Raw genomic sequence first — 21,020 nt, 5'->3', positions numbered from 1 at the left:
TAAAATAACATATGAACCGATTGGTAAAATGGACAGGGAGGTGGTGGTTCAGGGATATAGTAATCCTGTGTCTCTTCCTCGTCATAGGCAGTGCAATCTATAAGAACAGTATTGGCAACCCCTTTCATTATGATGATCAACTATATATTGAAGACAACTTTAACATCAGGACACTAAAAAACATCCCCCTTTTCTTTACACACCCGAAGACAATTGCATCCAATCCTAACAAAGCGGGACACTACCGCCCTTTAGTGGTAATGAGCCACGCTGTTGATTATGCCCTGGGCGGTCTGAATCCTGTCAGCTATCACCTTACCAGTCTGGCCTTTCATGTCGGGTCAGCTTTACTGATATTTCTGATATTGAATACTATGTTGTGCAGGGGTGATCAGACGCCGTCAAACAATTCGCTGCCAGACCGGCAGAACCGTTCCAGGCAATCTGACTCAAAGGTCTCTTCGAATCTTTCTCGTGTCAGCAATGACAGTAAATGGTGTTTTGCTGCCCTGGCAGCCGGGCTTATCTTCCTGGTCCATCCCTTCAACTCAGAGGTGGTGAACTATCTAACGGCCCGCTCAAGCGTTATGAGCGGGTTTTTCTACTTGCTGGGTTTTTATTTCTGGGTGAAGTATAGAAGTGAAAAGAGATCTTACTTCTACATCTTCTCTCTTCTCGCCTTTATTGCCGGTATGCTTAGCAAAGAGGTGGCTATTACCTTGCCGGTGATGTTATGGCTGTATGACTTGTACGGGTTTGGACAGGAAAGCACGAGCCGGTCTGTTACAGGCAGTGCCCACGTATTAAACTGGCGAACCTGCATACTGTATCTTCCCTTTGTACTTATTGTTTTGATTCCATATCTGATTATGCGGCTCTTTTCCTTTGGCAGTTTCCTTCCCCATTTCAGGGCCGGTGTGACGACACAGATTTTCACTGAGCTGCCGGTACTGGTAAAATATTTGAGACTATTTATACTCCCTGTCGGCCTCAATGTTGATCATTATGCAGTGACATATAAAACCTTTTTTGCCGGCCCGGTAATGTTTTCAGCTGTCATTCTCATCTTATATATAATAACGGCTGCATTTTTATATAGATCAAAGGCCTTGTATTGGAGGCTGGCATCTTTCTTTATGATATGGTTTTTTATCGTCCTGATTCCTACAACTCTCTTTCCTTTAAATGCCATATTTCAGGAGAACAGGGGTTATCTGGCAATAGTGACCTTTGCTGTTCTTGCAGGAATAATTCTGGGTAAAATCAAGGTTACCAGTTTGCCGGGCTATTTACCAACAGCGATAATATCAATCCTCTTGCTGATATATTCTATAGGAACTGTCCATAGAAACAGTGTCTGGAAGGATGGACTCAGTCTCTGGAGCGATGCTGCAGCCAAGTCCCCGGGATCAGCAAGGGCTTATAGTAATCTTGGAACTGCCTATGCGAGATCAGGGGATAATGAGAAGGCAGTCAGCAGTTTCCTTCGTGCATTAGAGCTGGCAACCCCCGAATCAGGAATTGATCCCCTCAGTGTTCACTATAATCTCGGCAGCGTATATCAGCAGATCGGAAGACCTGATTTGGCTGTCAGTGAATACATGATTGTCACCAGGCTCGACCCGTTAGATTCACGTCCTTATTACAATCTTGGTGTTATATATCAGCAGCGGGGTGATCTTCCAGCGGCGATAGATTCATACAAAAAAGTCCTGGAAAAGAATCCCGCTGATTTTAAGAGTTATCACAACCTCGGGCTTATCTATCAAAAAAAGGGGGATTTGGTACCCGCTGCCGGATTTTATAAAAAGGTCCTTAATATCAACCCGGGGTATGAAAGGTCGCGGTTTAATCTTGGAGCAATATATGAAATGGAAGGGAACCTGGATGCAGCCAGGGGTGAGTATATTACAGTCTTAAAACTTAACCCTGAATACATACAGGCATACTATAGTCTCGGAAAGATATATGAGAAGGAAGGGAAGATGGAGCTGGCGGTAAAGGCTTACAAAGAGGCGGCCCGGAGAAATCCTGCTGACACTGCACTTTCCGGGTATATAAGAAGTCTTGAGAAATAGGGAGCTTGCAATGGAGATCCTGTTACTATGAAATGCAGGAGGGCATGGATTGTTCTTGTACTATTTGTCCTGCTTGGTACAGCAGTCTACTGGAACAGCCTTGGTAATTCTTTCCATTATGATGATCAAATGTCTATTGAGCTTAATGAGAATATCAGATCATTAATAAACATACCTGAGTTCTTTGCGGACCCTAAAACACAATCCGGCAGTCCTTACGAAGCCGGGCACTACCGGCCGCTGGTAGTAATGAGCTTTGCAGTCAATTATGCCATCGGTGCCCTGAATCCTTCGGGCTACCATTATTTTAATCTGATTCTTCACATAGGTTCGGCTTTTCTGTTATTTCTGATAGTGAATACAATAATGGGCGGCAGTGAACTGGCTGAAGTGAAGTTGTTGTGGAAAGGCGTTAGCCCTCTCATTGATTCGAGGCGGTTTCTTGCCGCAGTCTCAGCCGGTTTCATATTTCTCTTACATCCATTTAATTCAGAAGCCATCAACTATGTAACTGCAAGGTCGAGCGTATTGAGCGGGTTTTTCTATCTCCTGGCCTTTTATTGCTGGGTTAAGTACAGAAGCCAGAAGTTGGAAGTCAGTAATAAGTTAATTTATGTTTTCTATCTCTGCTCTCTCCTTGCCTTTGTTGCCGGCATGCTGAGTAAAGAGGTGGCAGTCACCCTTCCGGTGATGTTATGGCTGTATGATTTATATGGGTTTCAACAGGCCCCCAGGAAGCAGGCCTCAGCATTTGCATATATTGTTGACTGGCGAAACTATCTCCCATATCTTCCTTTCGTGCTTATTGTGGTTGTCCCATACCTTCTGATACGACTGCTGTCTTATGGGGTTGTTCTCGACCCATTCAAACGAAAGATATTTCCACAGCTCATGACTGAACTTCCTGTACTCATACAGCACTGGAAGATGTTTCTTATTCCCACAGGACTCACGCCGATTCATGATGTGAGAATATACTCAACCTTCTGGTCTTTTCCAGTGGCAATATCTGCAATCGTCCTGATCTGCTATGTCGTCATAGCCATATACCTGCTATATTCCTCATATTCATGGAGGGTGGTTTCATTTTTTATGTTCTGGTTTTTTATCGTCCTCTTACCAACCACGATCATACCATTGAATACGATCTTTCAGGAAAACAGGGGTTACCTCGCGGCTGTCAGCTTTGCAGTATTGGCAGGCGTGGCTATAGCAAAAGTCAGCAGGAACAGCCTTGAAAAGGCAGGGATAGCTTTCCTGGTAATCCTCGTTGCTCTATATTCCGTGGCTATTGTAAAGCGTAACAGCGTTTGGAAGGATGACCTCACACTTTGGACCGACACCGTACAGAAGGCCCCGGAGTCACCTTTGGCCTACACAGCGCTGGGGGTTGCCTACAAGGGCCATGGGTTGTATAATGATGCGGTTGCAGCATTTCAAAAGGCGCTTGCTTTGGGCGGACAGAATAATTTCATCGTCCACGACAGTATGGCAAAGATTCATATGATTAATAAGAGGTGGGATATGGCAGCAGTTGAGTTTGAAAAGGCGCTCAAGGCTTTTTACTATAAGGCCCAGACCCATCACGACCTTGGGGTGTGCTACTACAGGATCAATAATCTTGACCTTGCAGAGAAACATTTCAGGGAGGCCGCCAGACTGGACCCTAAATATTATCTGGCCTATGTCAATCTGGGGATTCTATACTCGAACAAAGGGATGAGGGAGGATGCGGTTCTGGCCTACCAGAAGGCCATTGCTCTTTATCCCGATATGTTGTTAGCACAGCTCAACCTTGGAATATTGCAGGAGGAGATGGGGATGACGAGTGATGCAGTTGAGCATTACCGGATTGTGTTGGGGAAGGCAGGAAAAGATGATGATATTGCAAGAGAAGCCCGAAACCGTCTAAAAAGACTGGAAACTTTATATTCCAATTAACGCAAATAACGAGGAGAGCAAAACAATGAATGAGGACAACATGGCAGGCAGCGAAGGGAACGATGCAGAAGATATCTCAGGAAGCAATGCAGCGGAGGGTAATCTGTTACAGGAGGAGCAGACTGGCGAAGGAGCGGCTCGAGGGGGGCGGAATCTATGGAAATACATAGTAATCCTTGTTCTCGTGCTGGCGGCCGGAATCCCGGGCGCCTATTATGCCTATAAATACTTCGAGAGGTCTGATCCTGCTTATTATACGCAGCACATGACGATGGGATTTGAGAACTTCAGGGTGGGGCGTTATGACGCGGCTGTCGAAGAGTTCAAAAATGCCTCAAAGGCCAATCCGGAGAGTTTTGATGCTAACTATGGTTTGGCCCTTGCATCTCTAAGGATGAAAAAACCGGAAGAGGCAGTTGCATACTTTGAAAAGGCGCTCAAGATCTCCCCGGACCGCCAGGATGCCAGATATTCACTTGGAGTTACTTATCAAAAACTCGGCAGGATGGAGCGTGCCCTGGCGGAATATCATAAAGTGGCGGAACTCAATCCCAGGGCCTTTCAGGTCTATAATAATGCAGGGATTATCTACACTCAGATGGGGAATTATCAGCGGGCGGTACAGGCCTTTGAGGTCGCTATAAAGATAAAACCTGATTACTTTCAGACCTATTTTAATCTTGGCAAGGCCTATGAGTCTCAGGGAAAACCGGCCCTGGCTGCCAAGCAATATCAGTATGTAATAAAACAAACATCTAAGAAGCCGGAGACAGCCAACATTGCGAAAGCCGCAGAAGAGCGGCTGGCTGCTTTGAATGTTGCTAAAGGTAAATAGTTGAAGATGAGTTGAATTTTAGCCTACGCATTGGCATATAACTTGCGTTACATATCTATGAATGGGTATATACATGAAATGTGAGATAAAGAGGCCGCTTGCCTTTTTCCTGTTTGTTTCCATTATACTCTGGTCGGGATTAATTTATGCCTCCAATTACAACTGGATCCAGAGTGACTGGTCAGGCGGTGCAGACCCTTCTGTATCTGCCAGTCATCCAGGGAATCAATCCGGCTGGAATAAATTTTCCAGTAAAGACCCTTACGTAAACACCTCAATAGCCGGACAAATTTCCATTTCCCCTCAACCCGGCTCAATAACGCAGACATCGGATGTGCTCGATTTTGACAGAGGCATATTGACCAATCTGGAGATCAAAGGTGGTGGAGGTACTTATACAACGACAAGATATGAGGATAACAACCCGGCAGTAATAAAGACAGGCACATGGGCGACCAGTACGCTTTTCAGTCCTTCAGGAGGTACCTTTACCAATTCAAACCAGCAGGGCGCCACTGCAAGTTTTACCTTTTCAGGGATACAGGTGACGTGGATCGGGCCCAAACACCCTGCCTTTGGCATCGCCGATGTCTATCTGGATAATACACTTGTGGCGAGTGTAGACACTTATCGCAGTGTTGCCATTGGTCAGCAGACAATTTTTACGGCGTCGGGCCTTACCAATAACGCCCATACTATCAGGATCGTTGTGAGCGGGAGAAAAAACAGCGCGAGCAGCAATACATACATTGGGATTGATGCCTTTGACGTGTTGACGGTTTCGAACCCGGACACGGCTGCATATATAACCTTTGTTGCAAATGGAGGTACCGGTTTTATAACCCAGACAGCTGATGCAGCTGATTTCGACAGGGGCACATTGACAAATGTGGTAATAAACGGAACAGGGTACTATTCCAATCCTCCTCAAAGATATGAGGATAACAATTCGGCAGTAGTCAAGACGGGCACATGGGCTACCAGTACGTTGTACAACCCTTCAGGAGGTACCTTCATTAATTCAAATCAGCAGGGCGCCACTGCAAGTCTTACCTTTACAGGGGTACAGGTGACGTGGATCGGGCCCAAACACCCTGCCTTTGGCATCGCCGACGTCTATCTGGATAATATACTTGTTGGAAGTGTAGACACTTATATCAATACGGCCATTGGCCAGCAAACGCTCTTTACAGCTTCGGGCCTGACCAATACTACACATACTATCCGGATTACAGTGAGCGGGAGAAAAAATAACGCGAGCATCAACACATACGTGGGGGTGGATGCCTTCGATGTTATTGCAGCATTCCCTGATAATAATGCCTCTTTACTGCTTGCAGGCGGCGTCCTTTCCGGGACTTATGAGTCACCCTCTTTTGATACGGATTCCGGAGGGGCCTTGTTCTATTCAATTACCTGGAATTCCGTGGTCCCTGCAGGGTCCAGCCTGAAATTCCGGATTGCCACTAATAACGATAATCTGACATGGAATTTTGTGGGGCCGAATGGTACAACCGGCGCCAACGACTACTATACTGCGCCTCCTCCACCTATCTATTCGGGACATAATAGAGACAGGTATGTCAGATACAAGGCCTATTTTGATAGAGATTCAGCAGCAGTAAGCAGCCCAAGACTTGATGACGTCACAATCAACTATGGGTTGGTCTCCTTTTTAAAGGGGGTCTATGAGTCGCCCTCTTTCGACATCGGTGCGGGGGGGGCATTTTTTTCTAATCTGACATGGAACTCCACGGTCCCTGCAGGGTCCAGCCTGAAATTCCGGATTGCCACTAATAGCGATAATCTGACATGGAATTTTGTGGGGCCGAATGGTACAACCGGAGCTAATGACTATTATACAACTCCTTCTTCGCCTATCTATTCGGGACATGTGGGGGACCGCTATATCAAATATAGGGCATATTTTGAAAGGCCTGACATTAATCCGTTATATAATCCGAGGCTGGATGACGTAACCATACATTATGAGGTAAACCCGCCGCTTCAGACCCTTGTGAGCTCGCCTTATGACTCAACTGTTCTCATCAATGTTATTAACCGGTGGAAGTGGTCAGAGGATATCCCGGCATCTACGGACCTTGTCCTCCAGCTGCGTACATCTGCAAATGGTACAGCATGGAGCCCATGGTACGGGCCTCACAATACAACATTTTCTGCCTCGACAGGTGTCTCACAGGTCACCGTTGCAGATACAACCGGTTTTTCGGCAGGGGGAAGGGTGACGCTGACGAATAGCGCCGACACCGACCAGATGGAGGTCAGGAAAATAACTGCCATTAATCCCGCAGGTTCCATGATCACGCTGGACTCGGCCACCACTTACAGCTATGCCGCAGGCTCCTCCTTTACAGACACATACACAGATCCGGCAGGGACGGAAGCGATAAACCCGGCCCATAGAAGCGGCGACAGCGGTGTTAATGATGACAGGTGGCTGCAATACAGGGTCTTTTTGGTTACAGGGCTTGGGACTATAACTCCAGTTTTGAGTGAAAGCCGGATCGGCTATTTTCCTGCAGACGGCAGGTATCAGCCTGATGGAGTAATAGACGGCAATGGGGATGGTACCTTTGGGGATGGTACCTGCGGAGGTGGGGCGTCCCCATGTTATGGGGCCTTTGGTTCAGGCAATGGAGGAACATCAAGTAAAAATATAGATCCGGGATTCGAAGGCGGCCAGAATACTTATAACATTCAGATACAGAACGACGGCACCGTCCCATCAATTGATCCGTCCAATGATACAGATATCTACACAGTTACATATAATATCCCATCGGATGCCTCCGGAAGCTGGACGGTCTCTATCCCTGGCCTTATTGATGAGGACCCGGTTCTATCAGGGACACAGGTCGCAGTCAAGGCTGGCAACGTGCTGCCATATAGCCTCATCGTGACCCCCTCTGATTATGCCCCGGCAAATTCATCTCAGGACATCATATTAAACCTTCGCTCGGAAAATAATTATGCAAGAGTGGATTCGATAAAGGCCACTACAATGATTAAACCCGTATACCAGGCCGATGGGATCATAGGGATTGTTAATCCTGACGGAAGTATCAGCAATGAAAATGGTGATGGTCCGCCGGTTGACCCCGGGAACATAGGCCACGACACATCCGGACAGGGCAACGGCGGGAGTTCATCCCGGTCTGCCATCCCTGGTGATTCGGTTAAATTCAGTCTCAAGATCGAAAATGAGGGAAATATCAGGGATCGTTACACCTTGTCCCACACAACTTCCTGCGTTGATGTTAATGACATGGTAAAGCCCCTTTCCCCTATCTGGAAGATATTCATCAACGATGGCGCCAAAGATTATGAGATAACCTCTTCCCCTGTGACGCTGCCTCAACCGCAGGATCAATATATTCCGGCAACAGTTAATCGAAACGCTATTTCATTCAAGCGATACACGCTCATTGTCGTACCGCAGGGTGAGCCGCTTACGTGTAATACCATCCTGAAGATCAAATCTTTCGGAGATGATAAACTTAAAGACTCCCTTAAGGCCACAACAATACTTGCCCCTACCTACAAGGTAGACGGGATAATCTATGCATATGGCTATGGAGATGTAGAAGTTATAGGAGACTCTATTGGTGACGACGATGGAATATGTGAGACTGGAGAGCAATGCATCGCAGAGATTAAATATTCCAATGTAATGGGACAAGGCTGTGGAACCTCAGGTCCTGGGGATAATATTTACGGGACGACGGGGTCAGGCAACGGCGGTTGTGCTTCACGTGACATCCTGGCAGGGACATCCAGGGAGATTACGGTTGGTGTGCAGAATGAAGGTAATGTGCCGGATACTTATAGAATTTCCTGGAGCAGTCCGGGAGGTTGGAATGTTGTGATGCAGGAGAGGCTAAACAATGGAAGTATGATTGAGTATGGCCCTCCTGCCGTTGTTGTCCCAACGGCAACTGCAGGTAATCCATCGAACTATAATATGGGAGGGTCTCCGTTTTTTACTTTTAAGATAACCCCGCCCTCATCTTTTACATCAGGCTCTCAGACCATTACATTTGACATACAATCAATAGGGGACAGCAGTAAATTTGATTCAGTCAGGGCGGTTATCAACAGCAGTGATACGACCCCCCCGGCCCCTGTAGTCCTGGACATAGACAGCTTGACAACCACTTCCTTTAAGGTGTCGTGGACGGCGCCGGGAGATGACGGGGTCAGTGGAACAGCAACTTCATATGATCTGCGTTATTCCACATCACCAATTACTGACAATAACTTTTTACAGAATCCCAGGGTGAGCAGTTGTAAAGCCGGTGAGAGCAACCTTGGTAAGCCAAAATCTGCAGGTAATTCCGAGTCATGTACAATCTCACAACTCTATGCAAATACCGATTATTATGTCGCCTTGAAGACTTCTGATGAGGCAGGGAATGTCTCTTCCATATCTACCTGCAGCGGGTGTCCGGCCCATACGCAGATATCCGGTGATGCAACAAGACCCGGGACGATTACAGATCTTGTTGTAACGGATGTTTCAAAAGATTCCATGACCCTCTGCTGGACTGCGCCTGCAGATGACGGGACGAACTTATCCTCGGGCGCCGTTACAGGATATGACCTGCGCTATTCTACAAGGGAGATTGTCGTGGATAGTTCGACACCGGGTGCCGGACAGGTTGTATTCCCCTCTGCAAAATCAGTGATTCCGTCAGGAGGGTTTTTACCCCCAAAATCGCCCGGGATGAAGGAGTGCTACATAGTCCCGGTAGAAAATAAGATTGATACAGGCGGTGGTGTGATAGATGACAGGACCTTGAATACAAGGTTTTATTTTGCAGTCAAGGCAATGGACGAGAGGGGAAAGGATGCAGATACTTCTATAGCCGATGCCCACAAATCTTTAATCTCCACAGGAGAGGTTATGGGCCTCACGCCCCTTGTCCCTTATGACTATAACATGGTTTCTGTACCTTATCATCCTGTTCCGGATACCCCGGCGGCTGTCTTCGGCGATGATGTCGGGGCTCAGCTCACTGTTTATCAGTGGGATTCGAGGGGCCCGGACTTCAACAGCGGGTGTTATAATGGCGAGCCATCCCCGTATAGCACGGCCCCGGCGAGTTATACATGCTCAAAGCTGACATCCATCAAAGAAGGCATTGGATATTACCTGTGGGTACCACCCGGGAATATTACTCTTGATGTCCCGTTAGCATCAACACCGGCTCCGGCTCAGAGCTGCCTGGATGACAGGGGGGTTACATTCCAATGCAATGTATTATCTCTCCAGGACGGATGGAATATGATAGGGGCCCCATATGATAAGGAGATAAACTTCAGCCCGAGGGATATCAATAATAACGGAGGCATAGAAAATAGCGAGAGAGGTTTATATATCAGGAGGACAAACCAGGGTGCAGTGACAGTGGCAACGTTTCAGGATGCTGTCATTTCAAGAAGCTGGATAGACGCATCTGTATTTACAAATCATACCTATGAGGTTTGCGATCAGGACAGGCCGGGTGAACCGCAGGGTACCCGGTGCAGCCTTGTCATGCAGCCATGGAAGGCCTACTGGATCAAAGTGCATGGAGAAGGCGCACTGGTAACCTTTGAAATTCTGGCGCCAAAGTAGAATGAGGCTGAAGCCTGCGAAATAGCGCAGTGTTCAGCATTGCAGGTGTTTTGAAAGTTTTGACTAAAGTGATTATGAGAGGAAGAGCGGTGTTTAAGCGTTCGATAATAATCATCATATTGTTCTCAATCAGCATAATATCCTCAGCCTTTGCCGGGGAGGCCGACTGGTCTGTCCATATCAAGGTATCCGTGCCAGACTCGAGGGGGGCCGATGGGACGGTCTGGAACCACCTTATTGCAGGCGTGCGGGAAGGGGCCACGGACGGGTTTAACAGCGCCCTGGACACCCTCTCTATGGTTGAAGCTGACTACCCGATCCAGTCCATGTTTACCCATGGCACCATACCGGAAGATAAGAACAATGATGGCGTGGTGGATAACTGGGTATGCAAAAACCCTGAAGAAGGATATACGGATCAGGAGTGTTCACTATGGCGGGATATAAGGGCATTTGGGGAATATAAGGTCTGGTCATTCCTTGTCTTCTCCACCTTGAATGGCGGGACTGTCACACTAAATTGGAGTTTCGAAGACAAGCCTGCGGATATGGATATAACACTTGTTGAGCTTTCCAATGCGGCTAATGCGGCAAAAAGTATGGATATGAGGAACTCTTCGCTATATGTTTACACAAACACACATGAGGCAGGCAAGAAGTATGGGGTCCGCTATTTTGAGATAAGGATGAAAACGAAAGGGCTTTTCATCACCCCGCCTCAACTCCCTGATGGTACGATGGGCTCCTCCTATAATGAGAAGTTATCGGCAATAGGGGGATCTCCTGTATGGAAGCTTGCCAGTGGGAATCTTCCACCCGGTATGTCATTAAATACAAACACGGGCGATATCACCGGTACCCCGACCGAAACCGGCATTTACAGCTTTACAATCACCGGGGTTGACCCGGTTAGTAAATACAGCAGGTCACGGGATTATACGCTGAATATCAACTCAATACCGAATATTGACGTTTCGACTCTGCCGGATGGTGTTGCAGGTGAAGCCTACCGCGGCCGGATTACAGTCAGGGGGGGTAGTGCGCCAATTGTATGGAGTATATTAGGTAATCTCCCTGAAGGAGTATTACTCGATAGTAAGACAGGAATATTATCAGGGACATTGATCGTCCCTGGGATATATGATTTTACCGCCGGTATCAGGGATGTTAACGGGGCCACTGATTCAAAGGATATCAGGATTACAGTGAAAGAACCCGACGATAAAGAACCGCCGGATGCGATTAGTGACTTGCGGGGGATCTATCTGACGGATACATCGCTGCTGCTGATGTGGTCTGCACCATCAGACGACAGTTTGACAGGCACTGCAGCCATCTATGATTTACGTTATATGGAAAGCTGTCCCGGCTCCTCAGAACTTGATGAGGGGACATGGGATATGGCGGTCGAGCTGCATGGTGAAAGGAGACCGCAGGCAAGGTCTCTTCAGACATATACCCTGTCAGGACTTAAGGCAGGAACATCATACTGTATTGCCATCAAGAGTATGGATTCATTGGGGCACATATCGGCTATATCCAATATAGTCAATTTCCCATTATCAGGCGAAAGGGGGGCAACAGAGCTTTCAGATCTGACCTCGTCAGTTATATTGAAAAAGGGATATAATCTCATATCAATCCCGCTTATGCCTGTGCAGAATGACATAGATTTGCTCTTTGAGCGTATGGTGGGAAAACCTGTTGCTCTCTACAGATGGTATTCTGCATATCCAGGCATTACACCGCCAAGGTATTACATGGAAGATATGATATTCCCGGGCAACGGATATTTTCTCTATTCTCCATCTGACAATATAACCCTGACTGTTGAGGGTCTCAAGACTGTGGACCCGGAGTATAGCGTCATGTTGCAAAATGGCTGGAACATGATAGGCAACCCGTATGAGAAGGCAATCCTGTTGAGTGAAATATCTGTGAAGGACAATAGTGCCAATGGCATTGCTCAGCCATTTATGGAGGCAGTTCAGAACGGCCTGATAGGGAATACCCTGTACTATCTTAACGGAAATAACTATGATTTCGCCTCGTTCAATGACCTCCCTCCGGCGGCATTTGAGCCATGGATTGGCTATTGGATATATGTGAATAATGTGAATGGGGTAGAGATAAGATTCAAAAAACCGTAGCATAGGAAAAACAAATATTATATATTAATATCAGAATAATGAGGTAAATGTAAAAAATGAGTATAAAAGACGCACCCGAAAAACAAATCAGTATTATCGCTATTTTTGTGTTCATAATAATTATTTCTAATTTTCTCCTGTGTCCTCCGCATGCCTCTGCATGGAAGTTCCCTATAGAGGTCTCTACAGTCTCTGATAATGGAGAAAAGATTTACAACAAGCTTGTAATCGGCAAGGAACAAGGGGCTACCGATGATCTTGATTATCTATGGGATACCCCTGCACTGACATCTCATCCTGATTCTGACCACCCTTTAATCCTGAGGGCCTACCTGAGCGGAAAGGCTGCCGGAGGAAAACAGTCTGTACAACTCTGGAAGGACATCAGGGGATTTGCGGATGGTAATACAATGTGGAGGATTTCCATTGATTCAGTCCCAAAGGGTAAGAAGGTAGTGTTGACCTGGGATATTCCTCAGGACATGTTAAAGTCCGGTGAGCGGCTTATACTGAAAGACAACGGCTCTGCGGGTAGTGATGGGCAGCCGCAGCAGACAGATATTTCCATGGAATCAAGTTACTCATTTTTATCTACAGATGAGGGGACGAGATCTATGTCATTAGAGTTATCCAAGGCCTCTGTCAGGAACGGAAACGGCTTAGGGTGCGGAACTATAAGATCACACAGGGATGGCCCCGAAAGTGGTGGAATAGACGTACTGAGTGTGGCTTGCTTATTCTTGCCAATAATATTCTTTAAATCTCGTCGTTTTTTTTCTTTCCGCAGAGTTGACATGTTTTAGATTATCTTTATAATGGATTCAATTAAATGGATAAAATAGCCGCTTCTAAAAGATACTTAATTTTACTTGTAGTCGTCATCTCCTTAGCATGTCTTTCTATTGTCCTTGTGCCTGGAGAGAGCAGCCATTCCCAGTCACCTCCGGCTCCCCCGCCTCCACCGGTGCCATTAGTGCCATCACTGCTTGAAGACATCAGAAATACGAAACATAATCTTTCCTCTGTTCCTCCCTCAGGTATAGAGCGCAATGTATACACCGAACAGACAACTGAAGTATGTATTTTCTGTCACACTCCTCACGGGTCAGATGCAGAAGCCACAACGACACTTTCAGCGCCATTATGGAATAGAAATCTGTCTGCAGCACGCTATATCCTTTACGACCAGATCTGGAGTACCAGTTTTGAGGCATATGAAGTAAGCCCCCCAAAGCCTAATGCCCCTACTGGTTATTCGAGATTATGTCTTTCCTGTCATGACGGGACAATTGCCATGGGGACAGTCGTCAATCCGCCTGGTTCAGGGATATTTTTCCCTTCGTTCGACATGATTTATCCGACAGGTCAGGCATCGGCAGGAGGCGCCGGGACAATGCCTGTGGGATCAGGGGTTTCAACAGGGGATACAAGGGTTATTGGCACTAACCTGCAGAATGACCATCCTGTGTCTTTTGTATACGATACGGTCCTTGCCCTCAGGGATGAAGAACTTGTAGACCCGGGTGCGCCGTTGGTTCCGCCTGCCAAGGTGGGAGATACCACCCCTATTTCACCGATGAGGAGATATCCCGGCAATCTTTCGGGCAGGTACGATTCAGTGCAGTGTACCTCCTGTCATAATCCTCATGCTGCAACTTTTCCCAAGTTCCTGCGTGCCAACTTCTTCAACGAGCCTGAGAGTCCTGACAGGGGAAAGATCATCTGTGTTTACTGTCACGATAAGCCGGGCTGGTCGGGGAGTTCACACGATGTGGCTACATTTGTACCGCCGGCAAATCCGACACAGTCTAATCCGTATAACTTTGACGGGGCCCCGGATCATACAGTGGGTAAATATGCCTGCCGGGCCTGCCACGATCCACACACGGCTCAGGGTGCAAAGAGGCTCTTGCGCGAAGGAGTGGATTTCAACAATAATCTGGCCATAGAGAATACCTGCTATCTTTGCCACAGACCGGCAACGGAGATGGGAATCACACCTGTGCCTGGTGTAACGCCGCCTGATATCAGGAGCGAATTTTATAAAGATGTAAACTTAGGCCGCGGCGGCACCGGCAGCGCAATGAACATTACCATGGACCCGGGCCATGAACCTGTATTTGTAGCCAGACCTCAGGAAGGAGTGGAACTCTGGAGTTCCTCCCCTCCGGTTTTCAATGAATATACCCCTGGTACCACCATACAGGATACTACACATATCGAATGTGTAGATTGCCACAACCCGCATCAGGTTGCGAAGACCAACAGGTTAAAGGGTATGAAGGGGATTGATATTAATGGTAGTGTCGTAGGGGCAAAGATAGCCGGGAACAGCCGTGAACCATATGTATATGAAGTCTGTTTAAGGTGTCACGGGAATAGTTATACTAATCTGTTTTTAGGCAGCAGATACCCCGAGGATACCAACTATCGTTCAGATCCAAGAGATGCCGGTCCCACTAATGCTAATTTGAGCCTCAGGGGTTACAGCAACAAGCGGAAAGAGTTCGACCCTAACAGTGCGGATATAGGTCTGGATCATACGCAGCAGTTTTATAATCCGGCCTTTCACCCTGTGGCTGCTCCTGGAAGAAATGGCACACGTCAGCTCTGTAAGCAGCTTGCCATTGCCTTTGATATCAGTGAGTCAAGTGTTAATCCGGCAGGTACCAATGGGAGCTGTGATGCAGACCCTGCCGGGGCGCTAAGGAACATTACCATCCAATGTACGGATTGCCATAACAATAACGTGTCAGGGATTGGTGATGTCAAAGGCCCTGTAACAGGCCTTCCGAATGGTGCTTCATACAGGAGGATAACCGATCGTCCGTCCAAGATAGGTGAAGATACCAGTATAGATCCAACCAAACCTCAGGGGCCACATGGTTCCATCTATACACGCATACTGAGGAACATGTACAATACTGACATCCGGAATCCGGGAAGAAACTATGGTGAGGATGGCAAGAGCAGTTCAAATTATGATAACTTCAGCCTCTGTTTCCAGTGCCATGACCGGCGCGCATTTGATCCGAATCAGTCCGGGGCGAATCCATATGATCCATCATGGACCAACTTCTTCGGGAATCCTGGATTGATTTCGTCTGCCTGGGATTACAATCTTCATGTATACCACTTGTTGCTTGGCGGCGCCTACTGTCATGAATGCCACAACAACGTCCACAGCAATATTGAGGCGCCGAACACCATCTATGGGAATGGAACCGGTAGAATCTACCCGAACTGCGGCGGCGGAGACTCCATGTCAGACCCTCCCGGGTGTCTTCCTCCGGATGACGAAGATGGTATTATTGACGGGGTGGTAGATACGCATCTTATTAACTTCGCCCCCGGACTCGTAGAAGGCGCCACGGCGATTAAACCAAGGTGGTATATGGATGTTCAGGGGAGTTTTACTCTCTTTCGTTGTGATCTGAAATGTCATGGAACGACCATGTCTACCTGCCACTACCGTCCCAATCCAAGCTCATTCATAGGTCCCTTATGGTGTGCAGGGACCGCAGGGGAGGAGTTTTAGAGAGGCCGGGGGAGTACGTGCTTTTTTTATTGTCTCAGGTAGTTGCAATGGCTCTGGTGATGGTAATTGCATCAACAGCGAAGGCAGAAGAAGTATCATCAGCAGGCAATCACTATCCACCATTAGAAGACGGGATGGTTCTGATCCCTTCCGGAGAGTTCCTCATGGGCAGCTCAGAAAATGATGGACAAGTAGGGACATCTGTAGGGGTAGATGAGATTCCACTGCACAAGGTGTCTCTGGATAGCTATTTCATAGACAGATATGAAGTGACTAATGGTGAATATAAATTATTCGTAAGGGCAACCGGCCATCCCCCACCGGTGGATATTAAAGAAGGCTTATATTCGTGGAAGGATGGTTCTCCACCGGAAGGCCAGGACGATATCCCGGTTACATACGTCAGTTGGTATGATGCTGAAGCCTACTGCCGCTGGGCCGGAAAGAGACTCCCGACTGAGGAGCAGTGGGAGAAGGCTGCACGGGGTACAGACCATCGTCAGTGGCCCTGGGGGAATGATTTTAAAGGAGAGTATTGTAATTCAAAATATACAGGACCGGGCAGAATTCTTGTACCGGGGAGTCTGCCGGAAGATGTCAGTCCTTATGGGGTCTATGATATGTGTGGAAATGTCGGGGAGTGGACGTCATCATGGTTCCTTCCGTATCCTGGGAGTTCACTTACGCGGGAATCCTATGGTAAGATATACAGGATTGGCAGGGGGGGCTCATGGGTTATGCCAGCCCTTCCATACAGCAGGTCGGCCTATCGCTCCAATACCTATGAGCCGGAATATAAACATCGCGGACTCGGTTTCAGATGTGTGAAGGATGCGGAATAAATTTTACCAGAGTGTTTCGACAGCAGGTTTTTCTCTTTTGTGTTGTTTTGTCTATGGTCTTTTATTAACCGGATGCAGTACAATGATGAGAGAGGTCAAACCTCCTGCTCCGCCTGATGGGATGGCATACATCCCTGAAGGATGGTTTCTGATGGGGAGCAATGAGAAAGACGGCCTCCTGGGACTGGCAGTCGGGGTTGATGAAATCCCGCAGCACAGGGTGTATCTGAAGGGCTATTACATAGACCTGTATGAAGTTACCGTTGGGGAGTTCAGGAAGTTTCTTGATATAACAGGACGAAGGACCCCGCGGATATGGAAAGTTGAGGAGTGGGTTAAGATATATCCCGTACCAAAAATAAATCATCCAATGAACGCTATATCCTGGTATGATGCAGATGACTATTGCCGCTGGGTTGGGAAAAGACTTCCAACTGAAGAAGAGTGGGAAAAGGCCGCAAGGGGTACAGACGGCCGCCAGTGGCCCTGGGGCAACGAACCAAACGTTCCAGAGGATTTAAAAGCCAATACATTAGAGGCCCTGACAAGCTGGACAACACCTGTTGGAAGTTATCCGCAGGGGGTGAGCCCCTACGGGGTTTATGATATGGGGGGAAATGTGATGGAATGGACCTCTTCCTGGTATAAGCCCTATCCAGGGAGCACCCTGAAGCGTGAGGCATTTGGAGAAAAATATAAGGTTCTGCGCGGCGGCTCATTTGAAAACCCCTCTGTGCCTTTTGCCAGAACTGCCTACAGACATTCAGTAGCCCCGCAGTGGGATCATCCCGGCCACGGATTCCGATGTGCCCTGGATGCTGAGTAATGAATGCTGAGTAAAGGAGGTAAGATGTTCCTGGTGATCCTAACGATTGTATCTCTGCTGGCCGGCTGCAGTCATCAGAATTTTATTGTAAAGAAGGATCTGCCTGCTGACATGGTCTATATACCTGCCGGATCTTTTGAGATGGGAAGCAGTGAATCCGACGGCAAACTTGGTATGGCCATTGGAGTGGATGAACTTCCAAGGCATATGGTTTATGTAGATGATTTCTACATGGACCGCTATGAGGTTACTAATGCCCAGTTTTTAGACTTTGTGCTCAAGGTAAATGATCCCTATCGGCCAAGCCACTGGGTGGAGAGAGAGGTATTTAAAAAGGGCGAGGACAACTATCCTGTTGTTGATGTGGATTGGCTGGATGCCGATTCCTACTGCAAGTGGGCCGGGAAACGTCTTCCCACAGAGGTTGAGTGGGAGAAGGCAGCCCGTGGTACTGACGGCAGGCTATGGCCCTGGGGGAATGAATATGACACTGGAAAGGCAAACACCGCAGAGTCCGGGAGAAAGTGGACAGCGGCTGTTGGCAGCTATCCGGGGGATGTCAGTCCGTATGGTGTATATGACATGGCCGGTAATGTAAGAGAGTGGACGTCTGAGTGGTATACGCCTTATCCGGGAAATACTGTTTCAGCCGGCCATTATACCGGGCCTTATCGCGTACTGCGCGGCGGGTCCTATGAGACTCCCCTCTACAGGTATACAAGAACTGCCTCAAGATATGCTATAAGATCAACCCTTGCGACAAGGGGACATAACTGGCACAGCGATTTTGATCATGGCTTCAGGTGTGCAAAATCTCCATAAGGAATTTCCGGCACGTTCTTACATGCAGCAGGGGGTTCCCTTTGTTGTAGTAATGTCTCTTGTCACCATAATTGCAATTCTTGTCAACTCCGGCACATTCTCATCCCCCTTCGTCTTTGACGACATCCCTCATATTGTCTTTGAAGGAGGCAGGATCAGAGATCTCTCCAATTTTCTTGATCTTTCAGGAACCAGATATGTGGGTGAACTATCTATTGCACTGAACTATTATTTCGGAGGACTTAACGTCTTTGGCTACCACCTGGTCAATGTCTCCATCCACATTATTAATGGCCTCCTTGTCTGGTGTTTAGTCACTTTGATATTCAGGACGCCGGCGATGATGGCAGGTGCATCCGGAAGGGAGCAGCTTAACGGTTTTATAGCACTTGCTGCGTCCCTGATCTTTATTACTCATCCGGTACAGACCCAGGCGGTCACATATATTATCCAGAGGTTTGCCTCCCTGGCGACGCTGTTTTATTTCTTATCACTGGTGCTTTTTCTGAAATGGAGACTCGCTTCCGGTAAGAGATTCAGGATTATCATCTATCTTCTTTCCATATCTTCTGCCATCCTTGCCATGAAGACCAAGGAGATCAGCTTTACCCTCCCCTTTATGATCCTTCTATTTGAATTCACATTTTTTAAGGACAGGAGGAGGCATCTGTACGTTTTTGTTCCATATCTTCTAACCCTTGCCGTCATTCCCCTGACCCTTATGGATTTCCATATACCTGTCAGCAACATTGCGGGAAGTCTGGAAGGGGCGGCTCAGAACACATTGAATATTTCAAGAGGTGATTATTTACTTACACAATTCCGGGTGATAGTTACATATATCAGATTGCTGGTTCTTCCTGTCAATCAGAATCTTGATTATGACTACCCCGTCTATCATTCCCTTTCTACACCTGCAGTCTTCTTATCCTTTCTGTTCCTTTTGGCTATCCTGTGTCTCGCTGTATATCTTTTTGTCTATTCCCGTAGGAACGGTAATGTGTATCTGCTGTTGACGTCCTTTGGCATCCTCTGGTTTTTTATAACCCTTTCAGTTGAATCAAGTATCATACCTATAAAGGATGTGATCTTTGAGCACAGACTCTATCTGCCTGGTGCGGGATTTGCTATGTCATCTGGTTCAGCGCTGCTGTATGGTATTGAATACTGGCGGGAGAGGTCAGGGATCAGGGTTTCTCAGATGCTTGCAGCCTCCATTGTGATAGCTGTTGTTGTCATTCCACTTTCCCTGCTTACGTTTAAAAGGAACCTTGTCTGGGGGAATGAAGTTGCCCTCTGGACAGATGTGGTGCGTAAAAGCCCTAAAAAGGCAAGGGGGTATGACAACCTCGGAGCTGCTTATTATAAGGAGGGTCGAATAGACGAGGCCATAAACGAATACAAGACTGCCTTAATGTTCAAGCCTGATCTTGTAGAGGCCATATATGACCTCGCAGTTGCCTACAGGAAAAAAGGCCTCTACAATGAGGCGATAGAACAATTCAAGACCTTTCTGAGACTCAGGCCTGAAAGTGCTCCGGTACACCATCTCCTCGGATCTGTCTATTCAGGACAGGGGAGGGCTGATGAAGCGATAGAAGAATACAGGAATGCCCTGCGGCTTAATCCGAAGCTGACAGAGGCCCATTACGACCTTGGGGTCGCTTACTATAAAAAGGGCCTTTCTAATGAGGCGATAGAGGAATTCAAGACCGTCTTAAATCTCGATGCTGACTTTGCCAAGGCCCACAACAGTCTTGGCTTTATCTTTGCAAATATGGGAAAGATAGACGAGGCGATAGGGGAATTCAGGGCAGCCTTAAGACTGAACCCTGATTTTTCTGAAGCCCGCAATAACCTCGTTTTGGCCTTCAAGGCAAAGGAAATAAAGGAAAGACAGAGATGAAAAAAGAGGTATATAAAAAGTCCGGCTTTACACTGGCCCTGATACTTGTGTCAGCAACTGCCCTCCTTATCTATTCCAACAGCTTTTTCTCTCCCTTCCACTTTGATGATATTGGCAATATCATAAAGAACAGCAAGATCAGAAGCCTTGCAAATTTCCATAATTTTTCGGGGACAAGATATATAGGAGAGCTCTCCTTTGCACTGAACTATCATTTTGGCCGTCTCAGCGTCTTCGGGTATCATGTAGTGAATATCGTCATACATATAATAAACGGCCTCCTGGTCTGGCTGCTTGCTGGTCTGACATTAAGGACACCTGTCATGGAGCGCTTCAAAATGGATTCGAGGACCAGGTGGTTTATAGCCCTTGCGGCCTCCCTGATATTTATTGCCCATCCTGTACAGACCCAGGCTGTTACCTACATTGTCCAGAGGTTTGCCT

Annotated in this window: 12 protein-coding genes; all 12 read left to right on the top strand. The window is 47.4% G+C overall.

Going from position 1 to position 21,020, the window contains the following annotated elements:
• Positions 1 to 11: 11 nt before the first annotated feature.
• Positions 12 to 2,078 carry a tetratricopeptide repeat protein gene (locus IT392_07910; protein ID MCC6544410.1) on the top strand — a complete coding sequence of 689 codons (2,067 nt, stop codon included), beginning with the start codon at positions 12 to 14 and terminating at the stop codon, positions 2,076 to 2,078.
• A 27-nt stretch (positions 2,079 to 2,105) separates the two neighbouring features.
• Positions 2,106 to 4,019 (top strand): tetratricopeptide repeat protein, encoded by a 1,914-nt coding sequence (locus tag IT392_07905; GenBank protein ID MCC6544409.1) that lies wholly within the window; start codon positions 2,106 to 2,108, stop codon positions 4,017 to 4,019.
• Between the two features lie 25 nt (positions 4,020 to 4,044).
• Positions 4,045 to 4,854 carry a tetratricopeptide repeat protein gene (locus IT392_07900; GenBank protein ID MCC6544408.1) on the top strand — a complete coding sequence of 270 codons (810 nt, stop codon included), beginning with the start codon at positions 4,045 to 4,047 and terminating at the stop codon, positions 4,852 to 4,854.
• A 73-nt stretch (positions 4,855 to 4,927) separates the two neighbouring features.
• A complete protein-coding gene (locus tag IT392_07895) occupies positions 4,928 to 10,492 on the top strand; it encodes a fibronectin type III domain-containing protein (protein ID MCC6544407.1) in 5,565 nt (1,854 codons plus the stop codon).
• A gap of 89 nt (positions 10,493 to 10,581) precedes the next feature.
• The gene (locus IT392_07890) at positions 10,582 to 12,642 is read left to right on the top strand and encodes a putative Ig domain-containing protein (GenBank protein MCC6544406.1); all 2,061 of its coding nucleotides are present in this window, start codon (positions 10,582 to 10,584) and stop codon (positions 12,640 to 12,642) included.
• A gap of 56 nt (positions 12,643 to 12,698) precedes the next feature.
• On the top strand, positions 12,699 to 13,445 hold the full coding sequence (locus IT392_07885; GenBank protein ID MCC6544405.1) for a hypothetical protein: 747 nt from the start codon (positions 12,699 to 12,701) through the stop codon (positions 13,443 to 13,445).
• Positions 13,446 to 13,471: 26 nt separating this feature from the next.
• Positions 13,472 to 16,180, top strand: coding sequence for a hypothetical protein (locus IT392_07880; GenBank protein ID MCC6544404.1), 2,709 nt, complete (start codon positions 13,472 to 13,474; stop codon positions 16,178 to 16,180).
• Positions 16,181 to 16,197: 17 nt separating this feature from the next.
• Positions 16,198 to 17,022 carry a formylglycine-generating enzyme family protein gene (locus tag IT392_07875; GenBank protein MCC6544403.1) on the top strand — a complete coding sequence of 275 codons (825 nt, stop codon included), beginning with the start codon at positions 16,198 to 16,200 and terminating at the stop codon, positions 17,020 to 17,022.
• An 82-nt stretch (positions 17,023 to 17,104) separates the two neighbouring features.
• Positions 17,105 to 17,848: an SUMF1/EgtB/PvdO family nonheme iron enzyme gene (locus tag IT392_07870; GenBank protein ID MCC6544402.1), complete on the top strand. Its 744-nt coding sequence runs from the start codon at positions 17,105 to 17,107 to the stop codon at positions 17,846 to 17,848.
• 24 nt (positions 17,849 to 17,872) lie between these two features.
• On the top strand, positions 17,873 to 18,670 hold the full coding sequence (locus tag IT392_07865) for a formylglycine-generating enzyme family protein (protein ID MCC6544401.1): 798 nt from the start codon (positions 17,873 to 17,875) through the stop codon (positions 18,668 to 18,670).
• The gene (locus IT392_07860; protein ID MCC6544400.1) at positions 18,654 to 20,576 is read left to right on the top strand and encodes a tetratricopeptide repeat protein; all 1,923 of its coding nucleotides are present in this window, start codon (positions 18,654 to 18,656) and stop codon (positions 20,574 to 20,576) included. Before IT392_07865 ends, IT392_07860 begins: the two co-directional genes overlap by 17 nt.
• On the top strand, positions 20,573 to 21,020 hold a 448-nt coding region (locus IT392_07855; GenBank protein MCC6544399.1), incomplete at its 3' end, for a tetratricopeptide repeat protein. The genes IT392_07860 and IT392_07855, both read left to right, overlap by 4 nt.

Source organism: Nitrospirota bacterium (assembly GCA_020846775.1).
Taxonomy (GTDB): domain Bacteria; phylum Nitrospirota; class 9FT-COMBO-42-15; order HDB-SIOI813; family HDB-SIOI813; genus RBG-16-43-11.
Note: the sequence above shows the minus strand (reverse complement) of the source record. Positions and strands in the feature narration are given on the sequence as shown.